A 22,413-nucleotide genomic window follows, 5' to 3' on the forward strand; every position below is an offset into this window, starting at 1 on the left:
AAAATCGTCTCCCTTTTCGCGTCTATTTTAAAGTTATCGAAAACTCTTCTTCGCAAAACCTTCGCCAATACTCCACGCGACCGACCTGCGTCATCCACTCGTCGCTGCGGAATCCTCCGTTGTCACAAATCTCCGCCAGTGCCTTCCGCTCGAGCCACCATTTGCCGACCGCATAGGCAACGTTGAAGTCTGCCGCCTTGCGTCCGGACATGGGCTCACGGAATTCGTACGGTGAATAGATGCTCATTAAAATCCGCCTTTGTAAGCGAGCAGTAATACGATTTGTACTAAGTGAATCGTTTGATCGAGCACCAGTCCGCCTTTTAACGCGTCAAGTCGCTTGTAGATTCCGACCGGCTTCGCTTTAAGGTAATCGGCGATAGCATGCACGATAAATAGTAGCGCTACGTCAAATACGTTAATATCAATCCCGATTAAATACGCAACAGTGGCGATAACTCCCGTCCAAATTCCTGCGTGTGAAATTAATACGATGTGATTCTTGCCTTTCATAGTCGCAAGGAATTCGCCCTGCAACGGATAATCCGCTAATAGATGTGCGAAAATTAGTATTAGTAGGTTCATTCGCCTTCCTCCTCCGCTTCTTTTTTCACCCGAAACATTTCCGCATCCAGCGTATCGAAAAGGCTCTCAGTTGAGTCAATTTCGTACGAATTACTTTCGCCACGTTCAGCCCGCAACACATCTCCTCCGTATAAAGCAGACAATCGAATATCTTCGAGCATACGTTCCGCCTCAGTGTCGAGCATGCCGAGGCGATGTTCCAGCCGGCTTTCTTCCTCGCGGGCTTCCGCCAGCTTGCGCTCATGATAGGCGATGTTGTGCTTGGCGTCGGCGTGCTGTTCGGCAATCATGCGGCGGTATTGCTCCGACTGGGCGAGGCGTTGTTTTAATACATCTGCGTCTGTCATGCTTATGCGCCTCCGTTAATATCGAATTGAACGGTTGCGCCTCCGTCCATGTTCTGTCGTATTTCGTAATCGGTAATTTCTCCGGACATAAGCACGTCCTTCACCCGTTCTTTTATTCCGCGTTTATTTATCTCTTTCTGAAGTTCTTCGGTTGAGTAATCGCTCAGTGATTTCGGAAGTTCATACGTAAATTTCATTTCGTTTCCCCCTCGATTAAATTGTTTTCGATTAAATACGCAAGGCCGATCGCGCAGGCATCCGACTCATCGTCCTTTGCAAATTCGCCAGTGTATCCGGTCCACTTGCGTACAGCTTCCTCAACTTCGTGCTTTTCCGCCTTGCCCGATCCTGCGACAATGAGCTTTACTTTCGACGGCGACGGTCCGAACATCGTCTTCTTGCGCCCGCCTTTGTGAATCTCGACCCACTTGACGAAAGGACCGACGTTGAACTTTTCGCATGCTCGCTCGATCCCTGACCACGCAGCCAGTACCGGATAATTCTGAGCGCTTGACATTCCGTTGAAGTCCTCGCGAATGACGACATCGAACGGCTTTTTCGCATGCTGAGCGAGGAACATGGTCGCCCATGCCTCGATGATTTCAGCACGTAATGCGTGTGACTGTGATTTGCTGTCAGTGGTCGTATGCGATAATGCAATGACGGTGGCCTTGCGCTTTTTTACTTCGATGATGGCGACGCCTGGTGCGCTCATTGACGTGTCGAAGGCAAGGACTCGAAGGGCGCTCATTGTGACGCCTCTTCCCGCGTTTCCTTGATGAACTGATACGCCTCGAAATAGCCTTCCTTGATAAACGCCGGCTGTCCGCCTTGCATTACCTGTCGCACCTTCGCCTTGATTTCGTCAACTTCTTCGTCAGTTAAATCGAGCGCCATCGCACGCTTGAAGTTATTGAAGGTGAATCCGTTCAAGTCAGGCGCAGGCGGGTCGTTCTCCCTTGCACGGCGAACCAAGTCGGCGAAATAGTCGAGCAGTTCCTTGCGATCAGCTTCGGTGATGTCGACCTCGAACGCCTTGACTACCGGCTTGCTTTCGCCCCAGTTGTCCTTCACGGCGCTCACGTACGTAATGATGTACTTATCAACGCCGAACATAATCGAGTAAATGACGCATTGCTTGACGTGTTTGGGGTCGGGCTTCGATACTTTGCTGACGCCGTTCTTCGTCTGTTTGCTCTTTACTTCGAGGCCAACGAATTCGCCCGTTTCCGTATGCACGAGTTTTCCATCCGGCTGACCGATCAGTTTAAACTTTTCGCCATTGTGCTCGATAGGCACTTCCGCCTGTGCGAATTCCTCCCAGAACGGATAGCCCTCGGCAGTACGAGCCGGCACGAATGCGGGCTGATTACCGGTCAGCTTGGCGTAGTGCTTTTCGATGAACAGTAAATCGCGTTGCACGATGTCTCCTATCGCCGTTCCCAACTTCTGCCATTGCGTCTGATGATTCGGCTTGAGTTCGTTATCCTTCTTGGCGCGACGTAACTTGAGGTATAATTCGCGCGGACAGCTGCCGGCACTCGACGGACTGAAATAGGCGCCGCGATAGTTGACCTTGCGTGGGTTCTGAATGATTGCGAGATTCTGTTCGGCGATTTGACGCTTGAGTTGATCGTCCCAGGGCTCACGGTGCTCATTATACGTATTAATCATTTCGACAAACTGCTTCGCTAATTTATTTTTCGTCATTTCATCCGCTCCTTAGTTATACTCCGAATCGTAAACCGACCCTTCACGTTCTTCATCGATTCGCTCATACTCAACGCCAGCGTACTTCAAGCCCATGAAGAAACCGTAAATCGTATCTTCAATTTTGTCGTGATAGTAATCGCCGATCATTATCGACTCATTCTTTTCGTCGACTAACGCCATCTCTCCGTCTCCGTCATACGTAATTACGGTGAATTTTTCTTTCGCCATCATTCATCGTCCTCCTTCTTTTCGCTTACAACGTGAATCCTTACGTCCTGCTTTCCGTCCGCCTGCGCTCCGGCAAATATCAGCGCCGTGAGGTACATCAGCAACGTAATGGCAGCCGCCTGTATGACGTCAACCTTGTACGTTAACAACGGCAGTACGAAGTAGAGTGCTGCGGTGACTGCGATGAATTGGAATAGGCGGAGGATCATTCGCGATCACCTACTCCGTCAGCTCCATAAAGATAACCGACCATTGTTCCGATAAATACATCCGCGTAGTCGCCGCTTATAAATAAGAGCATCAATCCGCTTGCTACGCCGAAACCCATTCCGAATATTGAACGTTTCATATTCATCGCTCCTCCCTCGCCATCTTGACGCAATCAACAATCGTCTCCTGGTCGGTCATGCCGGTGATGCGTGTGATTTCGAGGCCGTTGCGTTTGAACAGAAGAACCGGCACACTGCTGATTTTATATTTCGCTAAGTCCTCTTCGCTCAAGTTGTCGGTGTTGTAATGCGCTATGACTATTCCGTCGAGCGCTCCGGTTTCCTTTAATTCGTCAATGTAATGCGATATTGCGACACAAGGCCGGCAGCCTGGGCGGCTAAATTTCGCTAATTCGATCATTTATTCGTCCTCCTTCGATTTAAACCATTCGCTTATCGTGTGTCCTTCACCCCATCTTCTGGAAATCTCGATGTCTGTTTTATTAGGAACGTTCAACTTCACTGTATTTAAAAACACTTGCTCGAACTCTTTTACGTCATCAAACGTTATATTTTCGGGAACATAAGCTCCCACTTCGTCATGACAGGACCACGCCAGCGTCCAACCTTTTCGGCGACATAACTTTTGCAACTCAATCATCGTTAGTTTTGTCTGAATCGCTGCGCTCCCTTGAATGATTGCGTTTGTCGCCTGCCTCATCGCCCGGAACTGCTCGAATCGATCCCGCGACTTTGCTTCCGGTAATCTGCGCTTTCGGCCCATGAACATCTCGACGTAACCTTTCTTTTTCGCCGTCTTCTCGTTGTTGTCAATCCACGCCTTAACTTTCGGATAAGCCTTATAGAAATCGTCCACGAATTGTCGTGCTTCCTTTTCGCTAATACCGAGCTGGTCAGCGAGTGTTTTCGGTCCAACTCCGTACATTACCGCGAGCACTCCGACTTTCATCATCTTCCGGTACTTGGATCCATCGCCACATTCCTCGATAGGCAATCCGAATAATTCAGCCGCAGCAGTCGAGTATAAATCCTGTCCGTTGCGATAGGCATTTACGAGTACTTCTTCGCCAGTGAAATGCGATAGCCAGCGCGGTTCTTGTTGCGAAAAGTCTCCGCTCAGAATTACTTGACCAGGCGGTGCGACGAATAGCTTACGGGCGAATCCGGGTTGATTCTGAAGGTTAGGCGAATTTGACGAGAACCTGCCCGTCACGGTACCTGCTTGATTGAAACTCCCGTGAACCCTTCCGTCTTTTCTTACCTGTTGCGGTAAAGCTTCGATGTACGTTCCGAGTAGCTTTGTTTTTTCGCGATAACTTAGTAGCAACGCGATACCTTCGTGATGTGGCGCCAATAGTTTCAGCGTTTTGACGTCGGTCGACTTTTTGAAGTTCTTCGGTAAGTAGCGATCAAGTTTCAATTCTCCGAAGAATTTATCCGTTAGTTGGGTTGGCGAATTATAATTGATGTCGCCGAAGTGCTTTTTAAGGCCATTCTCAATTCCGACTAACTCTTTTCGCAACTCTTCACCTAGTTGTGCTGCACGCTCCTTATCGATAACAAATCCCGCCTGTTCCATCTCAAGCGAAACGTCAATCGTAGGATTCTCGACTGATTCGTAATACTCGAGCAAGCCGATCTTCTCAAGGTGTAATCGCTGGAAATCTCGAAGCTTCAACGTTACGTCTCCGTCTTTCGCCGCATAGGCAAGCGCTACTTTCAAATCGCTTACTTCGTGAAACCCTGCTTTGCCGAACAAGGTATCATAGGTCTCGGACGGAATCTTGAGGTACTTCGTCACAAGATCTTTCAATCGATAAGAACCGCCGGATATACGTTCGTTTTCGTTGAGAATATGATGCGCTATCTGAGTATCCCAGGCGAATCCCTTCACGGTTACTCCTTCGCGAGCAAGCATATGAACGTCGAACTTTCCGTTATGAGCGATTTTGCCGATCGACTCATCTTCGTAAATCGGTTTCAGCTTGCGAATTACTAAGTCATGCGATAACTGTTTGCCGTCAGTTATGTGCTTTGTCGGAATGTATGCGTGAATATCTGCGCTAACTGCGGTGATTACGTTTCCAACTATATAATCCTCGAATATGTCAGTACCGGTTGTCTCGACGTCGAACACGATTTCCTTTTCGCTCTGAACGATTGCGGTAAATTTATCGAGTGTGGCTTCGTCTTGTATTAGCCAGTAATTATCCGGTGTTTTCTCTACCATTTTCCGTAGGGTTTCTTCGCGTTGCTGATCCGCTAACTCTTTATATAAGCGAAGACATTCCGCCTTGCTTAACCGCTTGCCGGCGTCGGAGGGCGACCTGCCTAGAGTGCCCTCGCTAATCGCCTTCTTTACCGCAAGCAATCGTTCCTGATCGGGCGAACTGTTCTTCATCGCCAGAATCCGCTGCCACGCCTCATCCAACGTCTCATTAGCCGCCTTCTTTTTCGCCGACGCCTGCTTCACCTTTGCCGCGGTGACATTTGTATCGGCTTGCTTATTCGTTAAATTTAATCGTAGTTTCGGCTCGGTCATCGTAAATATTCCGCAGGCACTTCGCTAAGCTTTTGCGGAAGCCTCCCGTGCAATTCAAGCCACTCAATTCCTTCCGAATTCAAGTGCTTTTCTTCGCATGACTCGAACGTTTTATAGTCGCATATCACATCCGGTAAATACTGATATACTTCGTGATCTTCGTACTCTAAACCGCCATCCACGTAGATACCTTCCCAGTCATCTCCGCTAACAATTACGATTTCGTTCATACTATTCGCCTCCGATTCGTTTTAAATTGCTGCGATTGTAATACGCCAGCACCTTCTCGAAATTGTCGTCGACCCAATCGCGCTGACATCCGCCTGAGCAGAACGTCAGGTCCGTATGCTCGTCGTAGAGGACTGCCGGCTGCTGACGGATTGCCTTGTCGCAGGTTGCGCAGTAGATCATTAAACCGCCTCCGCTTCGACCGGCACTTCCGCAGTCAGCTCGACCCAACGTTTCGCCGCGCTACTTTCGCTGGCCCACATCTCTTTTACGCCAGTGCATTCCGCCATGAAAACCCTATCGCCATCGACACCGAGTATATAATCGCAGTCATGCGGTTGATAGGCTTCTCCGTTACCTTTCGTTGAATAAATTACCATTTCGTTATTGCGGTCGGTACGTTTCCGGATAGTTTTCACTTGAAAAGTCGCGAACTGCCCGTTTAAAGGGTCCCGCCCGACTAAATCGTAAACCTCGTCAATGATTGGCGATGATACTTCCCAGCCGTTCGAGATAAGCGCCAGTGCCGCCGTTAGTTCCGATACCTTGCCCGTTACTTGCGTTGAATGTGCCATTCGTTCTCCCCCTCGTTTTTAGTAAATACGGTAGAGCCGGCGATTAAGCCAGCCCTTAAAACTCATCCGTTAAATCTTTTTCTTCGCCGATGTCCTCCGCAGGCTTGTCGGCCCCAATCAGCGCCAAGTCGAATCCAGCCACCGCCAAGTTATTCAGTTGTTCCTTCTCGTCCGCCTCATAAAGCAGTCCGTCGAATAGCGACATGTCGAACTCTTTATCCGCAAACTTTGCGAAGTTCTCTCGCTCCTTATCGCTCAGATCATCGTCCATGTCAATGAACGGAGTCAGCGACACAGACGTCGACGTGCCGGACCCCTGCTTCGATAACTCAAACGCCACCTTGCCGAGCTTCTTCTCAAACTTGGCGATAACTGCGTGCAGCGATTGCGCTTGCTTCTTGCTGACGTCGATGATTAATGGTTCGCCGGTTGCAAGGTCGATGAAGCCCATCGCGAAACGTTCCTTCGGCTTAAATTGATACGCGAGATTTCCGTACTCCTCTTCCGCCTGAGCATTTCCTTTGTCGCGAGCGTCGAACTTGAGGTCCTGGTAGTATTTGAATGCGCGATCCCATGCGGTTAAGTTCTCGACCGGAAACCCTTTCGCATTCTTGACCGATGGATCCTTCGCCACGAACGAGTTAACCTTCTTGAAAATTCCGTAGGAGTAAAATTGAATCAGGTTGTCAACGCCAAGCACACGAACCTTATACGATGTGCCGGTCTTGAAGCTTGCGAATTCTACCTTGTTGCCTGCGCCTCCCTCGTTGCTTGCGTTAAGTGCTCCGAGTGCTGCTGCGCCTTTTTGTAATTGCGTCAAATAAATCGTCTCCCTTCGGCTTATCGCCGGATAATTTGTAAAGCTTCGAGCGCCGGTACTTCCCGCACCCGTTCGAGAATACCGTATAATAGCCGAGACTACATCAGAGTTTAATCGGTAACGTAGCGCTTAACCTAACGACTATCACAATATTCTTGAACGGAGGCGTGAATCAGCCTCACCCATGGCAGCGATAAACAAATTCTCGGTACTCTTTTTCAGACATTTTGTTTTCTCTAGCAAGGTACGATATTGTATCATCAAACTTCTCTTGACTTAATCCGAATCGGTTTTTGTTCTTTAAGAACCATTCGAATACATTTTCGTTCCTTTTTGACATGTTAAGGCTTCCTTTTAGCGGAATCATATTCTTTCTATTACTGCCACCAAATCCTGTGCAGATAGGTATTACATGGTCAAAATGGATGTCTTCTAATGAACCAGTTAGTGCGCAACCTTGAAAATGGGCCATCACCTCTTTTTCTATCTCAAGGCTCCAATCACTGTTTAAGCCTTTATCCGCAGCTCTTCTCCTTCTGCTTTTGGCATTATAGTAATCTCTGTTAGATCGATAATGTTCTCGATCCCTCTCCCTTAAAATGTCACGATTCGAATCGCGCTGTTCCTGCTCACATCGCTTACATCTCGGTCTTTTGCCGCCGACCCCTAAATCGTGGTCGTAATAATCTTTCAATGGGATTAGATTTTCACATGCCAAGCAAGTTTTCGCAGGTTCTCCATTAATTTCACTAATACATCGGTTAATTTGTTTAGTTCCAGCTCCGTATTTACTATTTTTACATGGCCGACACATTGAAACCCGCTTACCAAGTCCGTGAGAAGTTGGCGAAAAGTTTTCAAGAGGTTTCATTTCCTTACAGTGCGTGCACTCTTTTGAAATCACGTCCCCGTCTAAAGCTAAAAAGTATACTCCTGATTTACTCTTAATCCTTTCCAGTGTTATCCCTCCTCGCCATGGTCCGTAATATAGCTTGATATTGCGCCCCACAGTCCGATCAGCATTGCGTAAATGAAGATGAGTCCGAATAATGCGGTCATCGTTTCACCGCCCCGCTATTGCCATACCAAGCTACGCATGCTGCTTCGTATGCTTTCCGCATCTTCCGGCGCTTGATTTCTGCGATAGAAACTACTGCGCTCATCCCAACCGCACCGCCTTAATCGGAAAGGATTCGGCTAAGTCGTAGCTGCCTTCGTAAAAGCGATTCGGATCCTGTAGCTCGCGCTCGAGTTGGCGCTCCCATGCCGCTTGAGGAAATGAATGGGTATGCGTTGATTTGGTAATGCTATCGTTAAGGCGGCTATTATTACCGCGAGTTTTCGAGTTTTTCATTGTAATTACCCCCATAAATTTCGATTGATTGTCGAACGGTTTTCCGCTATAATTTGAAACGGTGGGTGACAAGACAACCGCCCACCGCTTATAATGAAACTAGGCGATAGTCCTAAATGCCTAATGGCGATTATCCCTACGTTTTAAAGCGCAACTAAGTAGTCGCGGTAATCTCCGTGGTGCTTAGCATCAAACTTGCCGGCCAGGCGTTTGAGTGTGCGTATTACAGTCGAATGGTGAATCCCTAACGCCTCACCGATTGCCGTCGGAGTAGGTTTCGGGTGATTAAGGAACGCTTCAACGATTGCCGTCGTTTTAGCATCCGCGCCGTTCAGGAGGAAGTCGATCAGCGCCAACTGGTCGGCTTCTTTCTTTGTGAACGGAGTTTGTTCGGTCGTGCCGTAGATTGCTTCGAGCTGATTCGGATTGCCGTCCTCTTCGCTCGGTGGTGCAAGTTGTTGCTCGAATATTTCGTGTTCGTGCTGCCGCTTGGTCTTGCGGTAAAGGTACGCCCGATTTTGAACAACGCCCCTCTTATAGTAGTTCATAAAGTCTGCGCTACCGTCGTATTTTTCTAACGCATTTATCAACGTGTCTTCGTAAAGCGCAATTATCTCCGCTTCGTTCGATCTCACTGACTGAGCGATGGTTTTACTGTTCGACCACCATCCGCTCACCTCTGCATAAATTTCCGTGAACACTGCGTCAGATTTCGTTTGCTGGTACGCCAATACCAGGCTATTGAGTTTTTCGTTATTCATCGTTTTATTCGCCTCCTGATTTATAATATGGGGTTCGAGCTAAAGTCGCGCAAATTATTTTAGATTTTTCAAATACGTTGTTCTGCGTAGTTGCGATCGCTTGTTGCGCTTGTTTCCTTTGGCTTGTTTTTATAATATCACCGAAATAATGGAAGGCTTGGAAAGTTGAGTGTTTTTTCAAAATAAAATTTCATTCAACTATTTGGAAACTATGTAATAAAATTACAAATAAAAAAAGGAACCCGAAGGCTCCTCGACATGTGTATTTTATTTGTTAAATTAATCAGCTACCTCCGCCGCCAACTCCTCCGGTTCCAGGGTCACCTTGGATTACATAAGGAGTAAATAACTCTCCGGATACTCCAGCTTCTTCTTTCGGTTGGTTTATTGAGTTAAATGAAATTACTAGAATAGTTGTTAACAGTAACGCAGCGATAATCTTCTTCATTTTTAAATTCCTCCTAATTTAATATCAATTTTACTATTGCTTTCATGTCTTCGCATTCATCCAAAAGTAATTTAGGTAATTGAGCATAAAAGTAATTCCCTTTATTTCTAAACATAAGCAAGCTTTCTAGTAATTCGTTATTATTGCCTGTTGCTATGCCTGAGTAGTATTTAGTAAAAGGAGAATCTTGATTTAGTTCTTTTATAACTCTTATCGCTTCTTCTTTACGATCGGATTTAGCCAAAACAAAAGCTGTGTAGGAGTCCTCTAATTCGTCTGTCTCTAAAATTTTCAATCCCCAAAATATCTTTGCGAAAGTAACCTCATTTTTATCTATGTTTTTTGCGGAACCCTCTTTGTTGTCCTTTAAGTATAGTTCTTTCGCTTTTTTTAAATTCTTTAAACACATGTCGGGACTTTCGAATAGGAAGGACATCCCTATTCTATAGTATGCGTCTGCAAGGAAGGTCGCGCAATAAAATCCACTTTCATCTTTAATAATTTTTTCGCAAAGACTTCTGGCTTTTACTGTATCCGCCTTATTATACAACATAACGACCGATTCAACTTCTTCTATTCTATTCATATATAACTCATTTAAAAGGGAATCGGATATTAAAGACAGCCTGTTTTTTACTTTTTCTAAATTAGTGACCACATTTCCGATTTCACCAATTGTACTGTAATAATAAACCTCACAAATTTCTAAGATAACTAATGCTTCTTGCGATTTAACTTCTTTCTGTTTTTCAGTGATTTTAGGCAAGTGACTGCTGGTGAAGGAAGATTCAAGGTGCGGGATCATTGTGTAGTAAGCTTCGATTAATTCTTTTGTGCATTTAGAAGTGAATGTCTCTTTTTTTGAATGGAAGGATTTTAAATGGTCAATCTTTCTGTTAGCTGCTAAAAACTCTAAGGCGACTTTTACATTACTTGGTTTAGTGAGGATCAAAGTCCAATCAGCCAACACATCAATATATTTTCTAGGAAAAACAATTTTACACAGCTTTAATAATGATTTAAAATTTAATTCTGTTTTCTTCTTTCTAAAGTGTGATAATGCGCTCGGTGTTAGGTTTAATTCTTTCGCTATGTATGCCCAGGTAATATGTGTTTCCATTGTATCTATTTTTTCTTCGACCATCGCAGCTATCATTTTTACTTCAACCCCTTGATTATTTTTCATCCGTTGAGTATAGTATAAACCAAGATGTGTACTTTTGTAAACAACCTATCTTAAAATTGTGACTATTGGAGGTAAAAATTTTATGATCTCTTACGAACCGCTCCACCGCACGCTCCACGAAAAGGGTATTACGATGAGCTCCATGCGCGACACGGTAATCAACTCGCGAACTCAGGCGCGCATCGGCCGCAACGAATCGGTCACTCTCACGACTATAGCCGACATCTGCCGCCACCTGGACGTACCGATCGAAAAAGTTGTCCGCATTGAGCGTATTTAAACTTGCGCCTTCCATACGCTATTATGTAAAATAACTTAATACGGAGGAGGTGATCGGTCTGTTCATCGCAGGTCGATGTCGTCTTCCCGAACTACTTCGCCAACGCGGCATGACTCAGCGTCAGCTAGCCGATCGTACCGGCATCAATTACACGTACATAAACGACCGGGCGAACAATCGCGACGGCTACATTCTCGGCTTGAACAACGCCAAGACGATCGCGACTGAGCTCGGCTGTCATATCGATGACTTGTACGAATGGCGCCGTGAAACACGTAGTAGCGAGGATTGAATACGACAAAAGGTAAAGCGCGGGTTTGGCGCCTTACCGTGACCGAAAATACGTTAAACTACGTACCTGCTCCGACTGTTCGACCGCCTGCTGCAAGACCGCCACGCCCGCCTTCGGTCCACCGCTTACAAGCGCCTCGTTCGCATCCTTGCATCCACCTTCGGTTATTCGCGCATGTCGAATCGCAACTTTGCCTATTAGCGACGATTCAACCGCACGCCTCAACTTCTCGCCAGCCTTGTCGTTGTCAGTCGCGATGATAAGTTCCTCGATAGGCGACCGCAATATCAAGTCCCGTTTCGCCTGGCTCCATTCAGCGCCGCCACACGCTATCGCCTCAAACCCTGCCTCGCGCCAGCTCATTGCGTCAATTTCCGCCTCTGCCAGCACCGCCCGTTTCGCCCGCCTACTATATACTATATCGACACCCCATAGCGAATTTTTGATAGGGTCGGCGCCTTTGACGTACCAAAACGTTTTGCCGTATTTGCTGCGGTACTTCACATTCGCCAGCAAGCCGTTCGCCCTTCGCCACGGGATCTCGACCGCCGACTTACAATCGCGCACGCCATAGTACGCCTGAGTCTCGGCGCTAATGCCTCGGCGAATAAGGTAATCCGACGGCTGAGCTTCGCCTTGCAACACCGTCTCCTTCAACGGTTGCCTAGTCCGCTGAGTTTTGAGATGCAACGGTTTCAATCGCAGTCCATCGCCCGTCTCAGCCACGCCATACTTTTCCGCCAAGTAATCCTCGGCTTCCTCATACGTTTCTTGACGCATGAACGCTAGCAGTTTGACGAAGTTGCCGCTCGCCCATTCAGCGTCGTAGTAACCGGAATCGCTCCACACGCCCGCCGGATATTCACCGTAAGGTTCCAGTCGCACGAAAAAGCTTGGCGATTTATCATAGCGAAAAGGGCTGGCCGCAAGCAGTTTATCGCCGGTCCACGTCGGCCGCGTCCATTCGAACTCTCGCAGCTCCGATTCGACGTCAACCTCGGTCGGCACGTTTTTTATGACAATAGTCGGCATTATATCGCCTCCTTTACAGTATTATTACGCTTGTGTTACGGATTGTCAGTCGAAGTTTGTCGAGGAATAAATTGGAATACGCAATCCGGTATACGTATATCTGCGAATTCCCCCGCCTATCGCCCGATTGCTCCGAATATCTGCGTAAATATAAATATATTAATATTCGCAAACTCGCTCGAAAGTCCTACGTGAGCCCTTGCGTATAGTTCAGCCGCCAGCCTGCCTTGCGGAGATCAGCGACCGTCCAGGACCGCACGACCCATCGGCTGTGATGCGATTCGAGCGAGTGGACTTCGCATTCGGGCGAGTTTGGCTTGACGACTAGCTTGCCGACTAGACCGTCAGGGTGGCGTAGGATGTCGCCGTGTTTGAATGGTGCGTTGCTCATGCGATTACCTCCTTAATACTATCGTATATAATTCGCTGTGAGGATTCGTCTGTTAATTGCGGAATGTCGTCGAATTGCGTACTAAATCATCTTAATATTTCTGACCTGCGACCTGTGAAAATCCGTTCCTTTTGTCTGACCTTGTATACTTCTTACACGCAAAGAACTGTCTAAGCCATTATTGAATTCGTATAAATTACGTTCTTCCACACTACCCGTAAGTTTAACGTTGTGATTACCACTACTTACTTCAAATTCTATTCTCACAATTTCATTTAACACCGTTCTATCACTCCTTCGTTACATGTGTCGAATCGGAATCTAATCAAATAGTCTATTACTTTTTTTCTAACTTCTTGTACCAATACCCATCATTTAAAATGCTGTTTAATTTTTCAACACGTTCAGCAACCTCGTTTTCATCAGTGTAGAAAGTGTTTTCGGAAATTTCATTGAACCACATAATCACATACACTTCATCCAAAGTTTTCACCTTCCTTTTCTACATTACATGGGTCTTTATCGCATCAAAAATCGAACTGACTCGCCGCTGCCTCTCCGGTTTCCATCTCTTTAATGATTCCGATTTGCGGAAGGTAAAGGATCTCGGCGCTCTCACCTTCGCCACCATCGCGCCCTTTATTTAACCCGATGATACCTCGCCCTTCTTTAGCGTTCGTATCCACCGCAATCAGTATCGCAGCATCTTGCAGCAATGCTTTCGTCTTAGAAACTTCTGAACGCTTTGGCAACCGCAATTCACGATTTCCTTGTTCGTCCTCTTTCTCGTCGACCTCATCCGCCTGGGTGATTGCGAATATAACCGTTTGGGTGGATCCCGCGAGTCGACGTAGCTTCTTACTTGTATTCGCCGCATCTCCTCCGGTGGTTTTGGACGTATTCTTTTCATAATCGAGGTAATAGAACGGATCAATCACGACTACATCCGCATTTGTTTGACGAATGTCTGCTTCTAATTGTCCGAGGTCGCGGCGATTAAAGTCGTCATCGTCCACGCCTCTTACGATAATGTTGCCGGGCAGAATGTCGTTCATGCGCTCAAGGAATGCGAAAAACTCCTGCTCGAACTCGGGCGGTAATTTAGCGTGGCGAATGTCTTTCGAATTAAAACCGGCTTCCATGTCGACACCGTTTAACTCGGCAATGGTTGCGCCTGTTCGACTTGACATCGACGTGTAGATTCTCACCATTCCTTCGTACCAGCCCATTTCCATCAGCCATATGAGAACGTTAGCGCCCTGGAAAGCGAGCTCGACAGCCTCCTCGATCGTGCAAGCCGACTTCCCTCTCCCGGACTTTCCGTACCATACGTAGACGTTCGAGGACACGTAACCGCCTGTCGCCTTATTGATGAACGGAAATTTCGATTCCCACACTCGATAAGATTCGCCTTCACGTCGACGTTCGTATTCTTCGCGGAACTTCGAAATGTCGTCCTTGACGCTTGTTCCTACTTTACTCAGAACACTTGTTCCCATTTTAATACGTTCAGCTTCCGAAATCAAGTCCTCGAGTAATTTATTTCCATCGTTCTCGCTCCCGAACATTGTGCCGAATTTACCGTTAATAAAGTCCGCCAAATGTTGCTTCGCCGAATGCGACTTGATTTGCTTCGCCGAATATTCGTAGCTGGCGTCAGCGTTCGCATGATACAAATCGCTAAACTCCGGCAGTTCCGCCACAAGCGTCTCGACCGACGGAGCCTGCCCGCGATTCTGCTCGGCGTATGATTCGATAAACCGCAGGGCCTTCCGCTCGGCTTCGGTCGGCATGTCGGCAGCCGTGACGTTGAAGCGCTTGAGTGCCTGCGGGTCGTTGCCATCGATAACTTTCGATAAGAATAATTGACCGTGGATCATTCGCGTTCCTCCTTTAGTTGCGTGGTTGTTTCGTATAGTTCAGTAATCACTTTTCGTTAATATATTTTCTGGTTCAATATCGTGAAGTTCGCATACATCAAAAAGATTTATACAAACCACTCCCCCGTGTACTAGCGTTATTTGAAAACCTCCATCTTCTACAATTAAATCGTCATCTAAATCAGCGAATTCTTTAAGTTCGCTGATATTAATCCAAAGGTTCAAATCATTGTCGGATACCCATCGCATCTCTTTATCTTGAACGAATTTATATAGTTCAAGTTCCGTCATTATTCATCATCCTTTCTCCGCTCTATGTGTCAATTTGGATTATTTACATAGGTTTCAAATGGGTGAAATTCGATAGATGTCCCATCATCAAAATATATTGTGTTGCGCTTTATTTCCACGACTGTTTTCCCGATTAAATGTTTCAATTCTTCTTTCATTTTTTTCAGCTCCTTTATGATTTAGTTTGAGTATACTATTCGCTTTCCTTACTCAACTCCGCCAACTCCTGCTTAATCTCCGCAACTTTCGCCGTATTGCCATCCGCCTTGTAGTAATTCATCCAGTCGAGGCATGCGTCGATTTTCTGCTTGCGCAACTTACGCTCCTGTTTCTTACGTTTCGCCTCCTGCGATGATAACTCACGTGCCGACGTATTCTTTTTTCGCTCATTCATAATATCGTCTCCTCCTTCGTAGTTTTCGCCATATAAGAAACTCATATCGAGGTTGAAATTTATCGGTATAATTGGCGATGATCCCGGCTCAATCGGCGCAGGGTTCGCCCGCAGGTACTCGTCGGCTTGGCTGGCGTCTGCTACTAGCGTCAGGTCTTCGGCACCAGCCTCAATGCTATCGGCGTTTCCCACGTCGAAGAGCTCAAAAATGCGGTCTTTCCACGTTCCGTCCGGATAAAACCATTCTTGCTCGTAGTAACTCTCGACTTGGAACACGCGATTGCCGTAGCCGTTGACGCGAACCAGGTCGCCGAATGTGATCGGATTATTCATCACGATAGACCTCCTTAATTACGTAGTTGGCGTCGAGGCATACGCTGTCAGCTCCATCTACAATGACCGCGTTTAAGATGTCGATGATACTGTCGTTTGATAACGGTTCCTCGAAATTTCCGGTGACTTCGATTTCAATTAACGCTTTCATCGTCATTTCCCCTCCTTCGGTTACTTACGCTTGCCACGATGGCTATTTCCACTGAAATGCTCGATATGGCACTGATCGTTCATGCGGTCATACAAACGGTGGTCGAATACGGTTTTCATTTCTTCTAACGGTAAGTTGGACGTGAATATCGTAGGGTATCCGTTCACTGTCCGATGGTTAATAACTGCGTGAATATATCCGCGAAACTTCGGACTGCAATCGCGGACGCCAATGTCGTCAAGCACGGCGAAAGGTACGTTCATAACCTTGCGCATTTCCTGCTTGAAACGCTCCATGTCGCCTTCGTCGTTCGTCATTACCGCCAAGTTAAAATCCGTTTGCCAGCGATTTGTATCGAGAAAATATGCCGGACACTGAAGCGCCTGCCTACCGCGCTTTAATGCTCCGAGGTAATTTGCGATAATATATTCGTTCATCACGCTTATCGCCGAGGTCGTTTTCCCATTTCCGGGCTGCTCGCTCCATAAATACAAACTTTTGATCCGCGGAGCATTTTCGTCGAATTGCCGTTCGAACGTAGCCACGTATTTTTCAAGCGTCGCATAAACTTTCGCCTGACCTTCTCGTGCTGGCGAATTGGCAAGCGTAAGCAGTCGGTAGTCGGCCGGCGTGTTGGCGTTGGCGATTCGGCCGCCTTTTCCGCTGTGGCCGTGCATGGCGATAAATGCCGGACAGTTGCGATTGCATGCGTCTGAGTTGGCGAGCTTGCATCGGCCGGCTAGTACGCAGTTTGATGCGTGGTTATTCGGTTGAGTCATTGGCGTTCCTCCTTCAGAAATATTTCGGATGTGGTTCGGTGATTTTACCCTTGCCGTTACATAAATCGCATTTCACCTTTTCGCCGTATCCGTCTTCAATATCTACGATTACTCTCGTACCTTTTCCGCTACATCCATAACAAACGATAGTTACCGTTTCCACTTCGCTTCCCTCCTTTTACAACCAATCCTCGTCAACCTCTCCCGCCTGACTCTGCGCCGCACTCTCCGCCCTCATCATTTCGAGCTGCACCGTCTGAATGTTGCGCTTCATATACGCCACCATGAATCCGAAGTTGATGCCCGGATAATCTCGCGTCGGCCTATACTCCGCCAGGCACACGTCGATAAACCGCTTCGTAAATTCCGCGCCATACTTGCCCGCCTTCCGCTTCGTCCCGATCCAGTTGCCGAGCTGCCCGCGCTCCGACGCCCACGTGCCGAACGGCTGATAGTCGACGTTGAATCGTGCGAGGTGTTGGTCGGATAGATAAGCGAGCATGTCGTTTACAGACCATTGCGCTACTTCCTTTTCGTTATATTTCACCTTCGGTTTACCTGCCATGCTCAAGCGCCTCCTCTGCGATTTCTAATGCGTCCTCCGACGGGTAAACCGTGATTTCCCATAACGCTTGACGTAATCGTTCAACCTCGGCAATCAGCTCTACGACATCAGTCCGGGCGCTGGCGATGAATTCTGCGTCTGCTTGATAATCGATTTCGCTTGCGATTGATACTTCGAGATTGTCAACGGTCACTTCGTACGTTCCGCTCATTTGATACGGGAACACTTTCCACGGCCCTTCCGTTACTGCCTCCGCTCGTTTGCGGATTGCGTTTAAGTCGAGTTTGTTCGTCATACTACCGTCCTTTCTGCGCTTCATAGCGCCTTATATTAGCGTCCTAACTCGCGTCAGGTACAAACACCTTAGCGCCTCTCTATCGCCATCTACGCGCCTCTACCGAGCCTCTCCGATTGACTCGTACACAAGCGCCTTAGCCACCTGTAAGCCGCGTAGGAAGTCCGGGTTGGTGACGCCTGCTGATTCGAGTTTGATGCGGTCGGTCAGGGCGGCTAGGATGGCGGTTGCGGTGGCGTTGCAGCAGCCGGGTGAATTGCGTTTGGTCATGCGATCAGGCCTCCTTTCTATTTGACTTTTTAATCTCTTTCTCGAATCCTGCGTATATCCATTCAACAATGAAAACCTCATCATTAGTGAGTTCCCTTTTGAAATATTCTTCAAGGTTTTTCTTTTGTTCCTTTTCGGATAACATGATTTCACTCCCTTATACATTTTTCGCTGGTCTTTTAAGCGTCAGCGATAAGGTATTTATTAATTGATAATGCCTGCGATTTTATGAGCAGGAATGTTTAGTTTAGTTAAATGAGTTTAGTTCTAATGAGTTTAGTTCGTCTACAATTCACGATAGGGGGCCACCTATTCAGATTGAAGGGGGTCAGTATCGTTTTTTGTAGGGCGGTCACTTCCGAACCAATCCGGAGGCTCCAATACGGTATATTCATTCGATGTCTGACCGCGACTATCATAGCGAACAGTCACCTCGATCAACTCCAATTCCGCCAGCCTCTTCAACGCTGCCCTTGCCGTATTCTCCGAGCACAGACACTTGTTCGCAATCGTCTTAACGCTAGGATGCGACTTGAGCGTCTTGTTGTCTGCGTGAAAGCATAGGACGGCGTATACGAGCTTCTGAATCGGCTTGTCGAGGTATGCTTCGTCATCCATGACCGCCTTGGTGACGCGAATGAATCGGTGGTCGTGAAAATCAATCGCTTTCTTTTTCGTCAACTTACGTCCTCCTCTCGCAACTGATCGACCGTCCTCGGATTGGCGTGGCACCAGTAAACATATTCGCGATATTCTTCGCGTGTCATTTCGTTTAGTTCCGCAAGGTAATCGATAAGAGTGTCGAATTTTTCCTGCGATAAGTTAAAACGTTGTTTGTTGGCGCTGAACCATTCGAAGATGTTAGACTTCTTTTTGTTCATGTTCAAATCACTTCGTAACGGAATCATGTTCGACTTTATTGTCCCGCCATGGCCAATCGCAATCGGTATCACGTGGTCCAAATGAATGTCTGCGTCACCTGTCAACACACAACCTCCGAAAACTTCAAGAGTATCGAGTAGGTCATTTTCGTCATAACCAAAAGGTAACAACTTTTCCTTTGCCCGCCTGTTATGTGCATGAATTTTCAAATGCTCCCGGTAGCTATCGCTTGTAAGTACGTATTTCCGCACCCTCTCGTATGAGCATTTTTTGCAATATGATTCTATCCCGTAAATAGATGATGCGTGTTTGTTAAACCTTTTAACGGAAACGTTTTTGCTACATACCGTACAACATTTCTGGACTCCGGATAACATTCTCGTATAACCCTTTTCCCTAAAGTAATCCGAGATGCCGCCGTACTCTTTTCTTACGTAAACGCCAACACTCCGGAAGTCTTCCGATAAGAAGTCGTCAAGTAATACTCTTCTTCCTTCGTATAATTCCGTGAGGATATCTTCTAGCCTATCTTCCTCATGCAACCATTCGAAGTTTTGGTGAAGATGTCTCTTATCTCCGTCTTCGTCGAACGGTATATAACCATCGTCAAGATCGCCAGATTGTATCGCTCTAAATATCGCAGAGTGATGAAGTCCTAACGATCTTCCTACCGCCCTACCGGACATGCCGGTATCTAATAGCTCTTGCGCCTTCTCTAAGTCAAATTTCATAACGTCCTCCTTATTTATCGCCTCCCTTCCGAAAAGCTTGGCGTCCTTACCGGATAATATGCACTTACGACCACTTCCGCACAAATTAGTTCGAAAAAGTTTTCCGTCCTTACTGTATAGTACACTCGCCAAACCACTTCCGCGTGCCTCCGCACAAATTTCTCCGAATTATTTTTTCCGCACCTATACTTATCGCCATTTCTCCGCAAAAACCACGCAAATAAAAAAAACGCCCCCTTGCGAAAAGGAGACGTTCTGTTCTATAGTATTACTACGTAGATTAGCGTATTAGTTTGTCGGAATCACGCCAGAAAATTCATCGGAACGACGGCACCTTCCAACGCCAAATTCCCGGCCAAATTCACGGGCAAATTCCCGTCACTCCAACGTTCAAGAAGCCATATGCTCCAATCGAAGCTTGTCAGCCACCATGGCGATGAACTCTGAGTTCGTTGGTTTCGCCTTAGACATGCTGACGGTGTATCCGAACAAGGAAGAAATGGAATCAATATTCCCTCTGCTCCAAGCCACTTCAATGGCATGACGGATTGCCCGCTCCACACGCGAAGCCGTTGTATTGTATTTCTTGGCAATATCTGGATACAAGACCTTTGTGATCGATCCAAGCAATTCGATATCATTGTAAACCATAGAAATCGCTTCTCGCAAATATAAGTAACCTTTAATATGTGCCGGTACGCCGATTTCGTGGATGATGCTTGTAATACTTGCATCCAAGTTTCTTGGTTTTTGCTCTGTATTCATTCTGGATGAGGAAGGTTTTTTGATGATTGGGTTTGATTTTCCGCTAACTTGTCTGATATGACTCACTAGGTTTTCCATATCGAATGGCTTTAGGATAAAATAAGAAGCTCCTAGGTCGACAGCTTTCTTCGTAACATCTTCCTGACCGAAGGCCGTAAGCATGATAACGTTCGGAATGCTCTTCTTTTCACGAAGTCGTTCCAATACAGCCAGCCCGTCCAGATGAGGCATGATAATATCTAAGACCAGAACATCTGGATCGACTTCTTCTAATAAATCCAAACAATCTTGACCATTATGAGCAATACCTACTACTTCCATATCATTTTGTGAAGCGATGTAGTCCTCCAATAATGACGTCAGTTCACGGTTATCATCCACAACACATACTTTAATCGATTTCACTACAGGTTTCCTCCTCAATCCTAATTAATTCATCTCTGTAATTTTATTCTAAATTACTTTTTCGACAATGCAACCTAAATTCCTTTTATTTTTGAAAAAAACTTGAAAAATATTATATTTTCTTTGATTTTCTAAAGATTTCTTTATATTTCGACCCTATTCGATATTCCCGTTTCTGTTTGTCGAATAATCTTTATTTTAACAAGGAGAGGCTCTTTTTGGCAAACCGACATGATGATAAATCCATATTTCTAAAACAAAAAAGAACCCTTAAAAGCACCCGGGTTCGGTACTTTGGTAAGGGTTTTCCACTTCAGCTTGCTCGGTTATGATCTTTTTTATAAATATCGATTCCAGCTTCACTCAGCATCCATTCGATATGGACACCATATCCACTGGTCGGGTCATTCACAAATACATGGGTGACAGCCCCGATGACCTTCCCGTTTTGAATGATCGGGCTACCGCTCATACCTTGGACAATTCCACCTGTTTTCTTTAGGAGCTCAGGATCAGTCACTTTCAGGACCATCCCTTTCGTTGCCGGATACTTCTGCGGGATGGTGCTGACTATTTCGATGTCGTACATCTCAACTTCTCTTCCATCCACCACAGTTAAGATTTGTGCCGGTCCTTCTTTCACTTGATGAGAGAGAGCGATTGGCATCGGTTTATCCATCAGATCATTATCGATGGACTGATTCAGTTCTCCAAAAATTCCAAAAGGGCTATTTCGTGTGATATTACCAATGACGTTCCGGTCAGATGAAAAGCGCGCTAGTTTTTCCCCAGGCTTTCCATCCGTGCCTTTTTGAATGGACGTTACTTCCGAGTTCACGATTTCACCATTCTCAACGACGATGGGCTTTTTTGTATCCATATCTGAAATGACATGCCCAAGTGCACCATATTTTTTGGACTTCGGATCATAAAATGTCATTGTGCCGATACCTGCTGCTGAATCACGGATATACAGACCCAATTTATAATTTTTATCCCCTTTTTCCTTCAATGGCAGCAAGTGTGTCTTTACCGTCTTTTGCTCCCTCTTGATCACCACGTCCAGAGATTTGGATTCTTCTCCCGCCTTCTGAACAAAAGGAGCAACATCAGCTAATTCTTCAATTTTTGACCCATTGATTTCTGTAATCATGTCCCCTACCTGAATACCGGCCTTTTCGCCGGGGGACATTTTCCCATCATCTGTATCAACCAGATGATGACCAACCACCAACACCCCAACAGTATTTAACTTGACTCCAATAGATTGCCCACCAGGAATCACCTTGAAATCTTTCAGTACTTCAACATCGACCTTTTTAATGGGTAAACCGGCGAGCTCAAAGACCACTTCGTCCTTCCCTACAGAACTTCCCTGGATGGAGAGCTGCCCTTTCCCTTCTTCTACTTGAACATGTCCATTATGCGACGAACCCATAGTCGTGACGGATGCAGCCTTAGGGAGAGCAACTTGATCCCCTTCCATCACCCTTACAGTGTTCGGTGTATTGATATATTGTTGAACAGGCTTGTAAAAACCAATAAGACAAAGCGAAACAAGGAGAATTCCACCTATACATTTCCTTAACCAATCTATACTCAATATATTCACTCTCCTCGCTTCTAATCCACACACATTAACTATTGGCTACAGTTATAA

At 46.4% G+C, this 22,413-nt stretch carries 39 protein-coding genes; 2 read left to right on the forward strand and 37 right to left on the reverse strand.

Features of this window, described 5'->3' with window-relative positions; genetic code table 11:
• Positions 1-22: 22 nt before the first annotated feature.
• From KYJ26_RS16830 to KYJ26_RS16925, 20 genes are all read right to left on the reverse strand, one after another.
• A complete protein-coding gene (locus KYJ26_RS16830; protein WP_219168522.1) occupies positions 23-247 on the reverse strand; it encodes a hypothetical protein in 225 nt (74 codons plus the stop codon).
• Positions 247-585 (reverse strand): DUF3307 domain-containing protein, encoded by a 339-nt coding sequence (locus KYJ26_RS16835; RefSeq protein WP_219168523.1) that lies wholly within the window; start codon positions 583-585, stop codon positions 247-249. Before KYJ26_RS16835 ends, KYJ26_RS16830 begins: the two co-directional genes overlap by 1 nt.
• Entirely contained in the window at positions 582-932 is a 351-nt protein-coding gene (locus KYJ26_RS16840; RefSeq protein ID WP_219168524.1) for a hypothetical protein, read from the reverse strand. The genes KYJ26_RS16835 and KYJ26_RS16840 overlap by 4 nt, the downstream gene beginning before the upstream one ends.
• A gap of 2 nt (positions 933-934) precedes the next feature.
• The gene (locus tag KYJ26_RS16845) at positions 935-1,129 is read right to left on the reverse strand and encodes a hypothetical protein (protein ID WP_219168525.1); all 195 of its coding nucleotides are present in this window, start codon (positions 1,127-1,129) and stop codon (positions 935-937) included.
• Positions 1,126-1,683 (reverse strand): hypothetical protein, encoded by a 558-nt coding sequence (locus KYJ26_RS16850; RefSeq protein ID WP_219168526.1) that lies wholly within the window; start codon positions 1,681-1,683, stop codon positions 1,126-1,128. The genes KYJ26_RS16845 and KYJ26_RS16850 overlap by 4 nt, the downstream gene beginning before the upstream one ends.
• Positions 1,680-2,642 carry a PD-(D/E)XK nuclease family protein gene (locus KYJ26_RS16855; protein WP_219168527.1) on the reverse strand — a complete coding sequence of 321 codons (963 nt, stop codon included), beginning with the start codon at positions 2,640-2,642 and terminating at the stop codon, positions 1,680-1,682. The genes KYJ26_RS16850 and KYJ26_RS16855 overlap by 4 nt, the downstream gene beginning before the upstream one ends.
• 12 nt (positions 2,643-2,654) lie before the next feature.
• On the reverse strand, positions 2,655-2,876 hold the full coding sequence (locus KYJ26_RS16860; RefSeq protein ID WP_219168528.1) for a hypothetical protein: 222 nt from the start codon (positions 2,874-2,876) through the stop codon (positions 2,655-2,657).
• Positions 2,873-3,082 carry a hypothetical protein gene (locus KYJ26_RS16865; protein ID WP_219168529.1) on the reverse strand — a complete coding sequence of 70 codons (210 nt, stop codon included), beginning with the start codon at positions 3,080-3,082 and terminating at the stop codon, positions 2,873-2,875. The genes KYJ26_RS16860 and KYJ26_RS16865 overlap by 4 nt, the downstream gene beginning before the upstream one ends.
• The gene (locus KYJ26_RS16870; protein WP_219168530.1) at positions 3,079-3,222 is read right to left on the reverse strand and encodes a hypothetical protein; all 144 of its coding nucleotides are present in this window, start codon (positions 3,220-3,222) and stop codon (positions 3,079-3,081) included. Before KYJ26_RS16870 ends, KYJ26_RS16865 begins: the two co-directional genes overlap by 4 nt.
• 2 nt (positions 3,223-3,224) lie before the next feature.
• Positions 3,225-3,503 (reverse strand): thioredoxin family protein, encoded by a 279-nt coding sequence (locus KYJ26_RS16875; RefSeq protein WP_219168531.1) that lies wholly within the window; start codon positions 3,501-3,503, stop codon positions 3,225-3,227.
• Positions 3,504-5,645, reverse strand: coding sequence for a DNA polymerase (locus KYJ26_RS16880; RefSeq protein ID WP_219168532.1), 2,142 nt, complete (start codon positions 5,643-5,645; stop codon positions 3,504-3,506).
• Positions 5,642-5,875 (reverse strand): hypothetical protein, encoded by a 234-nt coding sequence (locus KYJ26_RS16885; RefSeq protein WP_219168533.1) that lies wholly within the window; start codon positions 5,873-5,875, stop codon positions 5,642-5,644. The genes KYJ26_RS16880 and KYJ26_RS16885 overlap by 4 nt, the downstream gene beginning before the upstream one ends.
• Before the next feature lies 1 nt (position 5,876).
• Entirely contained in the window at positions 5,877-6,056 is a 180-nt protein-coding gene (locus KYJ26_RS16890; RefSeq protein WP_219168534.1) for a hypothetical protein, read from the reverse strand.
• Positions 6,056-6,448 carry a group I intron-associated PD-(D/E)XK endonuclease gene (locus KYJ26_RS16895; RefSeq protein ID WP_219168535.1) on the reverse strand — a complete coding sequence of 131 codons (393 nt, stop codon included), beginning with the start codon at positions 6,446-6,448 and terminating at the stop codon, positions 6,056-6,058. The genes KYJ26_RS16890 and KYJ26_RS16895 overlap by 1 nt, the downstream gene beginning before the upstream one ends.
• 55 nt (positions 6,449-6,503) lie before the next feature.
• A complete protein-coding gene (locus tag KYJ26_RS16900) occupies positions 6,504-7,268 on the reverse strand; it encodes a hypothetical protein (protein ID WP_219168536.1) in 765 nt (254 codons plus the stop codon).
• 178 nt (positions 7,269-7,446) lie between these two features.
• A complete protein-coding gene (locus KYJ26_RS16905; protein ID WP_219168537.1) occupies positions 7,447-8,172 on the reverse strand; it encodes a hypothetical protein in 726 nt (241 codons plus the stop codon).
• A gap of 255 nt (positions 8,173-8,427) precedes the next feature.
• The gene (locus KYJ26_RS16910; protein WP_219168538.1) at positions 8,428-8,622 is read right to left on the reverse strand and encodes a hypothetical protein; all 195 of its coding nucleotides are present in this window, start codon (positions 8,620-8,622) and stop codon (positions 8,428-8,430) included.
• 143 nt (positions 8,623-8,765) lie between these two features.
• Entirely contained in the window at positions 8,766-9,383 is a 618-nt protein-coding gene (locus tag KYJ26_RS16915; RefSeq protein WP_219168539.1) for a sigma-70 RNA polymerase sigma factor region 4 domain-containing protein, read from the reverse strand.
• Between the two features lie 283 nt (positions 9,384-9,666).
• A complete protein-coding gene (locus tag KYJ26_RS16920; protein ID WP_219168540.1) occupies positions 9,667-9,831 on the reverse strand; it encodes a hypothetical protein in 165 nt (54 codons plus the stop codon).
• 13 nt (positions 9,832-9,844) lie between these two features.
• On the reverse strand, positions 9,845-10,987 hold the full coding sequence (locus KYJ26_RS16925; RefSeq protein ID WP_219168541.1) for an AimR family lysis-lysogeny pheromone receptor: 1,143 nt from the start codon (positions 10,985-10,987) through the stop codon (positions 9,845-9,847).
• Positions 10,988-11,099: 112 nt separating this feature from the next.
• Here KYJ26_RS16925 and KYJ26_RS16930 point away from each other — a divergent pair, with 112 nt between their 5' ends.
• Together KYJ26_RS16930 and KYJ26_RS16935 are read left to right on the forward strand one after the other, a co-directional pair.
• On the forward strand, positions 11,100-11,297 hold the full coding sequence (locus KYJ26_RS16930) for a helix-turn-helix domain-containing protein (RefSeq protein WP_219168542.1): 198 nt from the start codon (positions 11,100-11,102) through the stop codon (positions 11,295-11,297).
• Positions 11,298-11,406: 109 nt separating this feature from the next.
• Positions 11,407-11,589 (forward strand): helix-turn-helix domain-containing protein, encoded by a 183-nt coding sequence (locus KYJ26_RS16935; protein WP_219168628.1) that lies wholly within the window; start codon positions 11,407-11,409, stop codon positions 11,587-11,589.
• 33 nt (positions 11,590-11,622) lie between these two features.
• Here the strand turns inward: KYJ26_RS16935 and KYJ26_RS16940 are convergent, their stop codons facing one another.
• The 17 genes from KYJ26_RS16940 to spoIVB form a co-directional block, all read right to left on the reverse strand.
• Positions 11,623-12,621: a toprim domain-containing protein gene (locus KYJ26_RS16940; protein WP_219168543.1), complete on the reverse strand. Its 999-nt coding sequence runs from the start codon at positions 12,619-12,621 to the stop codon at positions 11,623-11,625.
• 728 nt (positions 12,622-13,349) lie between these two features.
• The gene (locus KYJ26_RS16945) at positions 13,350-13,496 is read right to left on the reverse strand and encodes a hypothetical protein (protein ID WP_219168544.1); all 147 of its coding nucleotides are present in this window, start codon (positions 13,494-13,496) and stop codon (positions 13,350-13,352) included.
• Positions 13,497-13,539: 43 nt separating this feature from the next.
• Positions 13,540-14,892 carry a DnaB-like helicase C-terminal domain-containing protein gene (locus tag KYJ26_RS16950; RefSeq protein WP_219168545.1) on the reverse strand — a complete coding sequence of 451 codons (1,353 nt, stop codon included), beginning with the start codon at positions 14,890-14,892 and terminating at the stop codon, positions 13,540-13,542.
• A 39-nt stretch (positions 14,893-14,931) separates the two neighbouring features.
• Entirely contained in the window at positions 14,932-15,183 is a 252-nt protein-coding gene (locus KYJ26_RS16955; RefSeq protein ID WP_219168546.1) for a hypothetical protein, read from the reverse strand.
• A 29-nt stretch (positions 15,184-15,212) separates the two neighbouring features.
• A complete protein-coding gene (locus tag KYJ26_RS24045) occupies positions 15,213-15,341 on the reverse strand; it encodes a hypothetical protein (RefSeq protein WP_257475094.1) in 129 nt (42 codons plus the stop codon).
• A 35-nt stretch (positions 15,342-15,376) separates the two neighbouring features.
• Entirely contained in the window at positions 15,377-15,910 is a 534-nt protein-coding gene (locus tag KYJ26_RS16960; protein ID WP_219168547.1) for a hypothetical protein, read from the reverse strand.
• Entirely contained in the window at positions 15,903-16,061 is a 159-nt protein-coding gene (locus KYJ26_RS16965; RefSeq protein ID WP_219168548.1) for a hypothetical protein, read from the reverse strand. The genes KYJ26_RS16960 and KYJ26_RS16965 overlap by 8 nt, the downstream gene beginning before the upstream one ends.
• Before the next feature lie 20 nt (positions 16,062-16,081).
• Positions 16,082-16,840, reverse strand: a complete 759-nt coding sequence (locus tag KYJ26_RS16970; RefSeq protein ID WP_219168549.1) for an ATP-binding protein — start codon at positions 16,838-16,840, stop codon at positions 16,082-16,084.
• Between the two features lie 13 nt (positions 16,841-16,853).
• The gene (locus KYJ26_RS16975) at positions 16,854-17,003 is read right to left on the reverse strand and encodes a hypothetical protein (RefSeq protein WP_219168550.1); all 150 of its coding nucleotides are present in this window, start codon (positions 17,001-17,003) and stop codon (positions 16,854-16,856) included.
• Positions 17,004-17,018: 15 nt separating this feature from the next.
• On the reverse strand, positions 17,019-17,405 hold the full coding sequence (locus tag KYJ26_RS16980; protein ID WP_257475095.1) for a hypothetical protein: 387 nt from the start codon (positions 17,403-17,405) through the stop codon (positions 17,019-17,021).
• Positions 17,395-17,700 (reverse strand): hypothetical protein, encoded by a 306-nt coding sequence (locus KYJ26_RS16985; protein WP_219168551.1) that lies wholly within the window; start codon positions 17,698-17,700, stop codon positions 17,395-17,397. Before KYJ26_RS16985 ends, KYJ26_RS16980 begins: the two co-directional genes overlap by 11 nt.
• Positions 17,701-17,799: 99 nt before the next feature.
• On the reverse strand, positions 17,800-17,970 hold the full coding sequence (locus KYJ26_RS16990; RefSeq protein WP_219168552.1) for a hypothetical protein: 171 nt from the start codon (positions 17,968-17,970) through the stop codon (positions 17,800-17,802).
• 4 nt (positions 17,971-17,974) lie between these two features.
• The gene (locus KYJ26_RS16995; RefSeq protein WP_219168553.1) at positions 17,975-18,115 is read right to left on the reverse strand and encodes a hypothetical protein; all 141 of its coding nucleotides are present in this window, start codon (positions 18,113-18,115) and stop codon (positions 17,975-17,977) included.
• A 164-nt stretch (positions 18,116-18,279) separates the two neighbouring features.
• Entirely contained in the window at positions 18,280-18,651 is a 372-nt protein-coding gene (locus tag KYJ26_RS17000; RefSeq protein ID WP_219168554.1) for a helix-turn-helix domain-containing protein, read from the reverse strand.
• Positions 18,648-19,583 (reverse strand): hypothetical protein, encoded by a 936-nt coding sequence (locus KYJ26_RS17005; protein ID WP_219168555.1) that lies wholly within the window; start codon positions 19,581-19,583, stop codon positions 18,648-18,650. Before KYJ26_RS17005 ends, KYJ26_RS17000 begins: the two co-directional genes overlap by 4 nt.
• 390 nt (positions 19,584-19,973) lie before the next feature.
• Complete coding sequence (gene spo0A / locus KYJ26_RS17010) at positions 19,974-20,753, reverse strand: sporulation transcription factor Spo0A (protein WP_206849709.1); 780 nt, start codon at positions 20,751-20,753, stop codon at positions 19,974-19,976.
• A 313-nt stretch (positions 20,754-21,066) separates the two neighbouring features.
• Complete coding sequence (gene spoIVB, locus KYJ26_RS17015) at positions 21,067-22,356, reverse strand: SpoIVB peptidase (RefSeq protein WP_219168556.1); 1,290 nt, start codon at positions 22,354-22,356, stop codon at positions 21,067-21,069.
• Between the last annotated feature and the right edge of the window lie 57 nt (positions 22,357-22,413).

The sequence above is a fragment of the Rossellomorea orangium genome, from assembly GCF_019334305.1.
In the GTDB taxonomy this organism is placed as follows: Bacteria; Bacillota; Bacilli; order Bacillales; family Bacillaceae_B; genus Rossellomorea.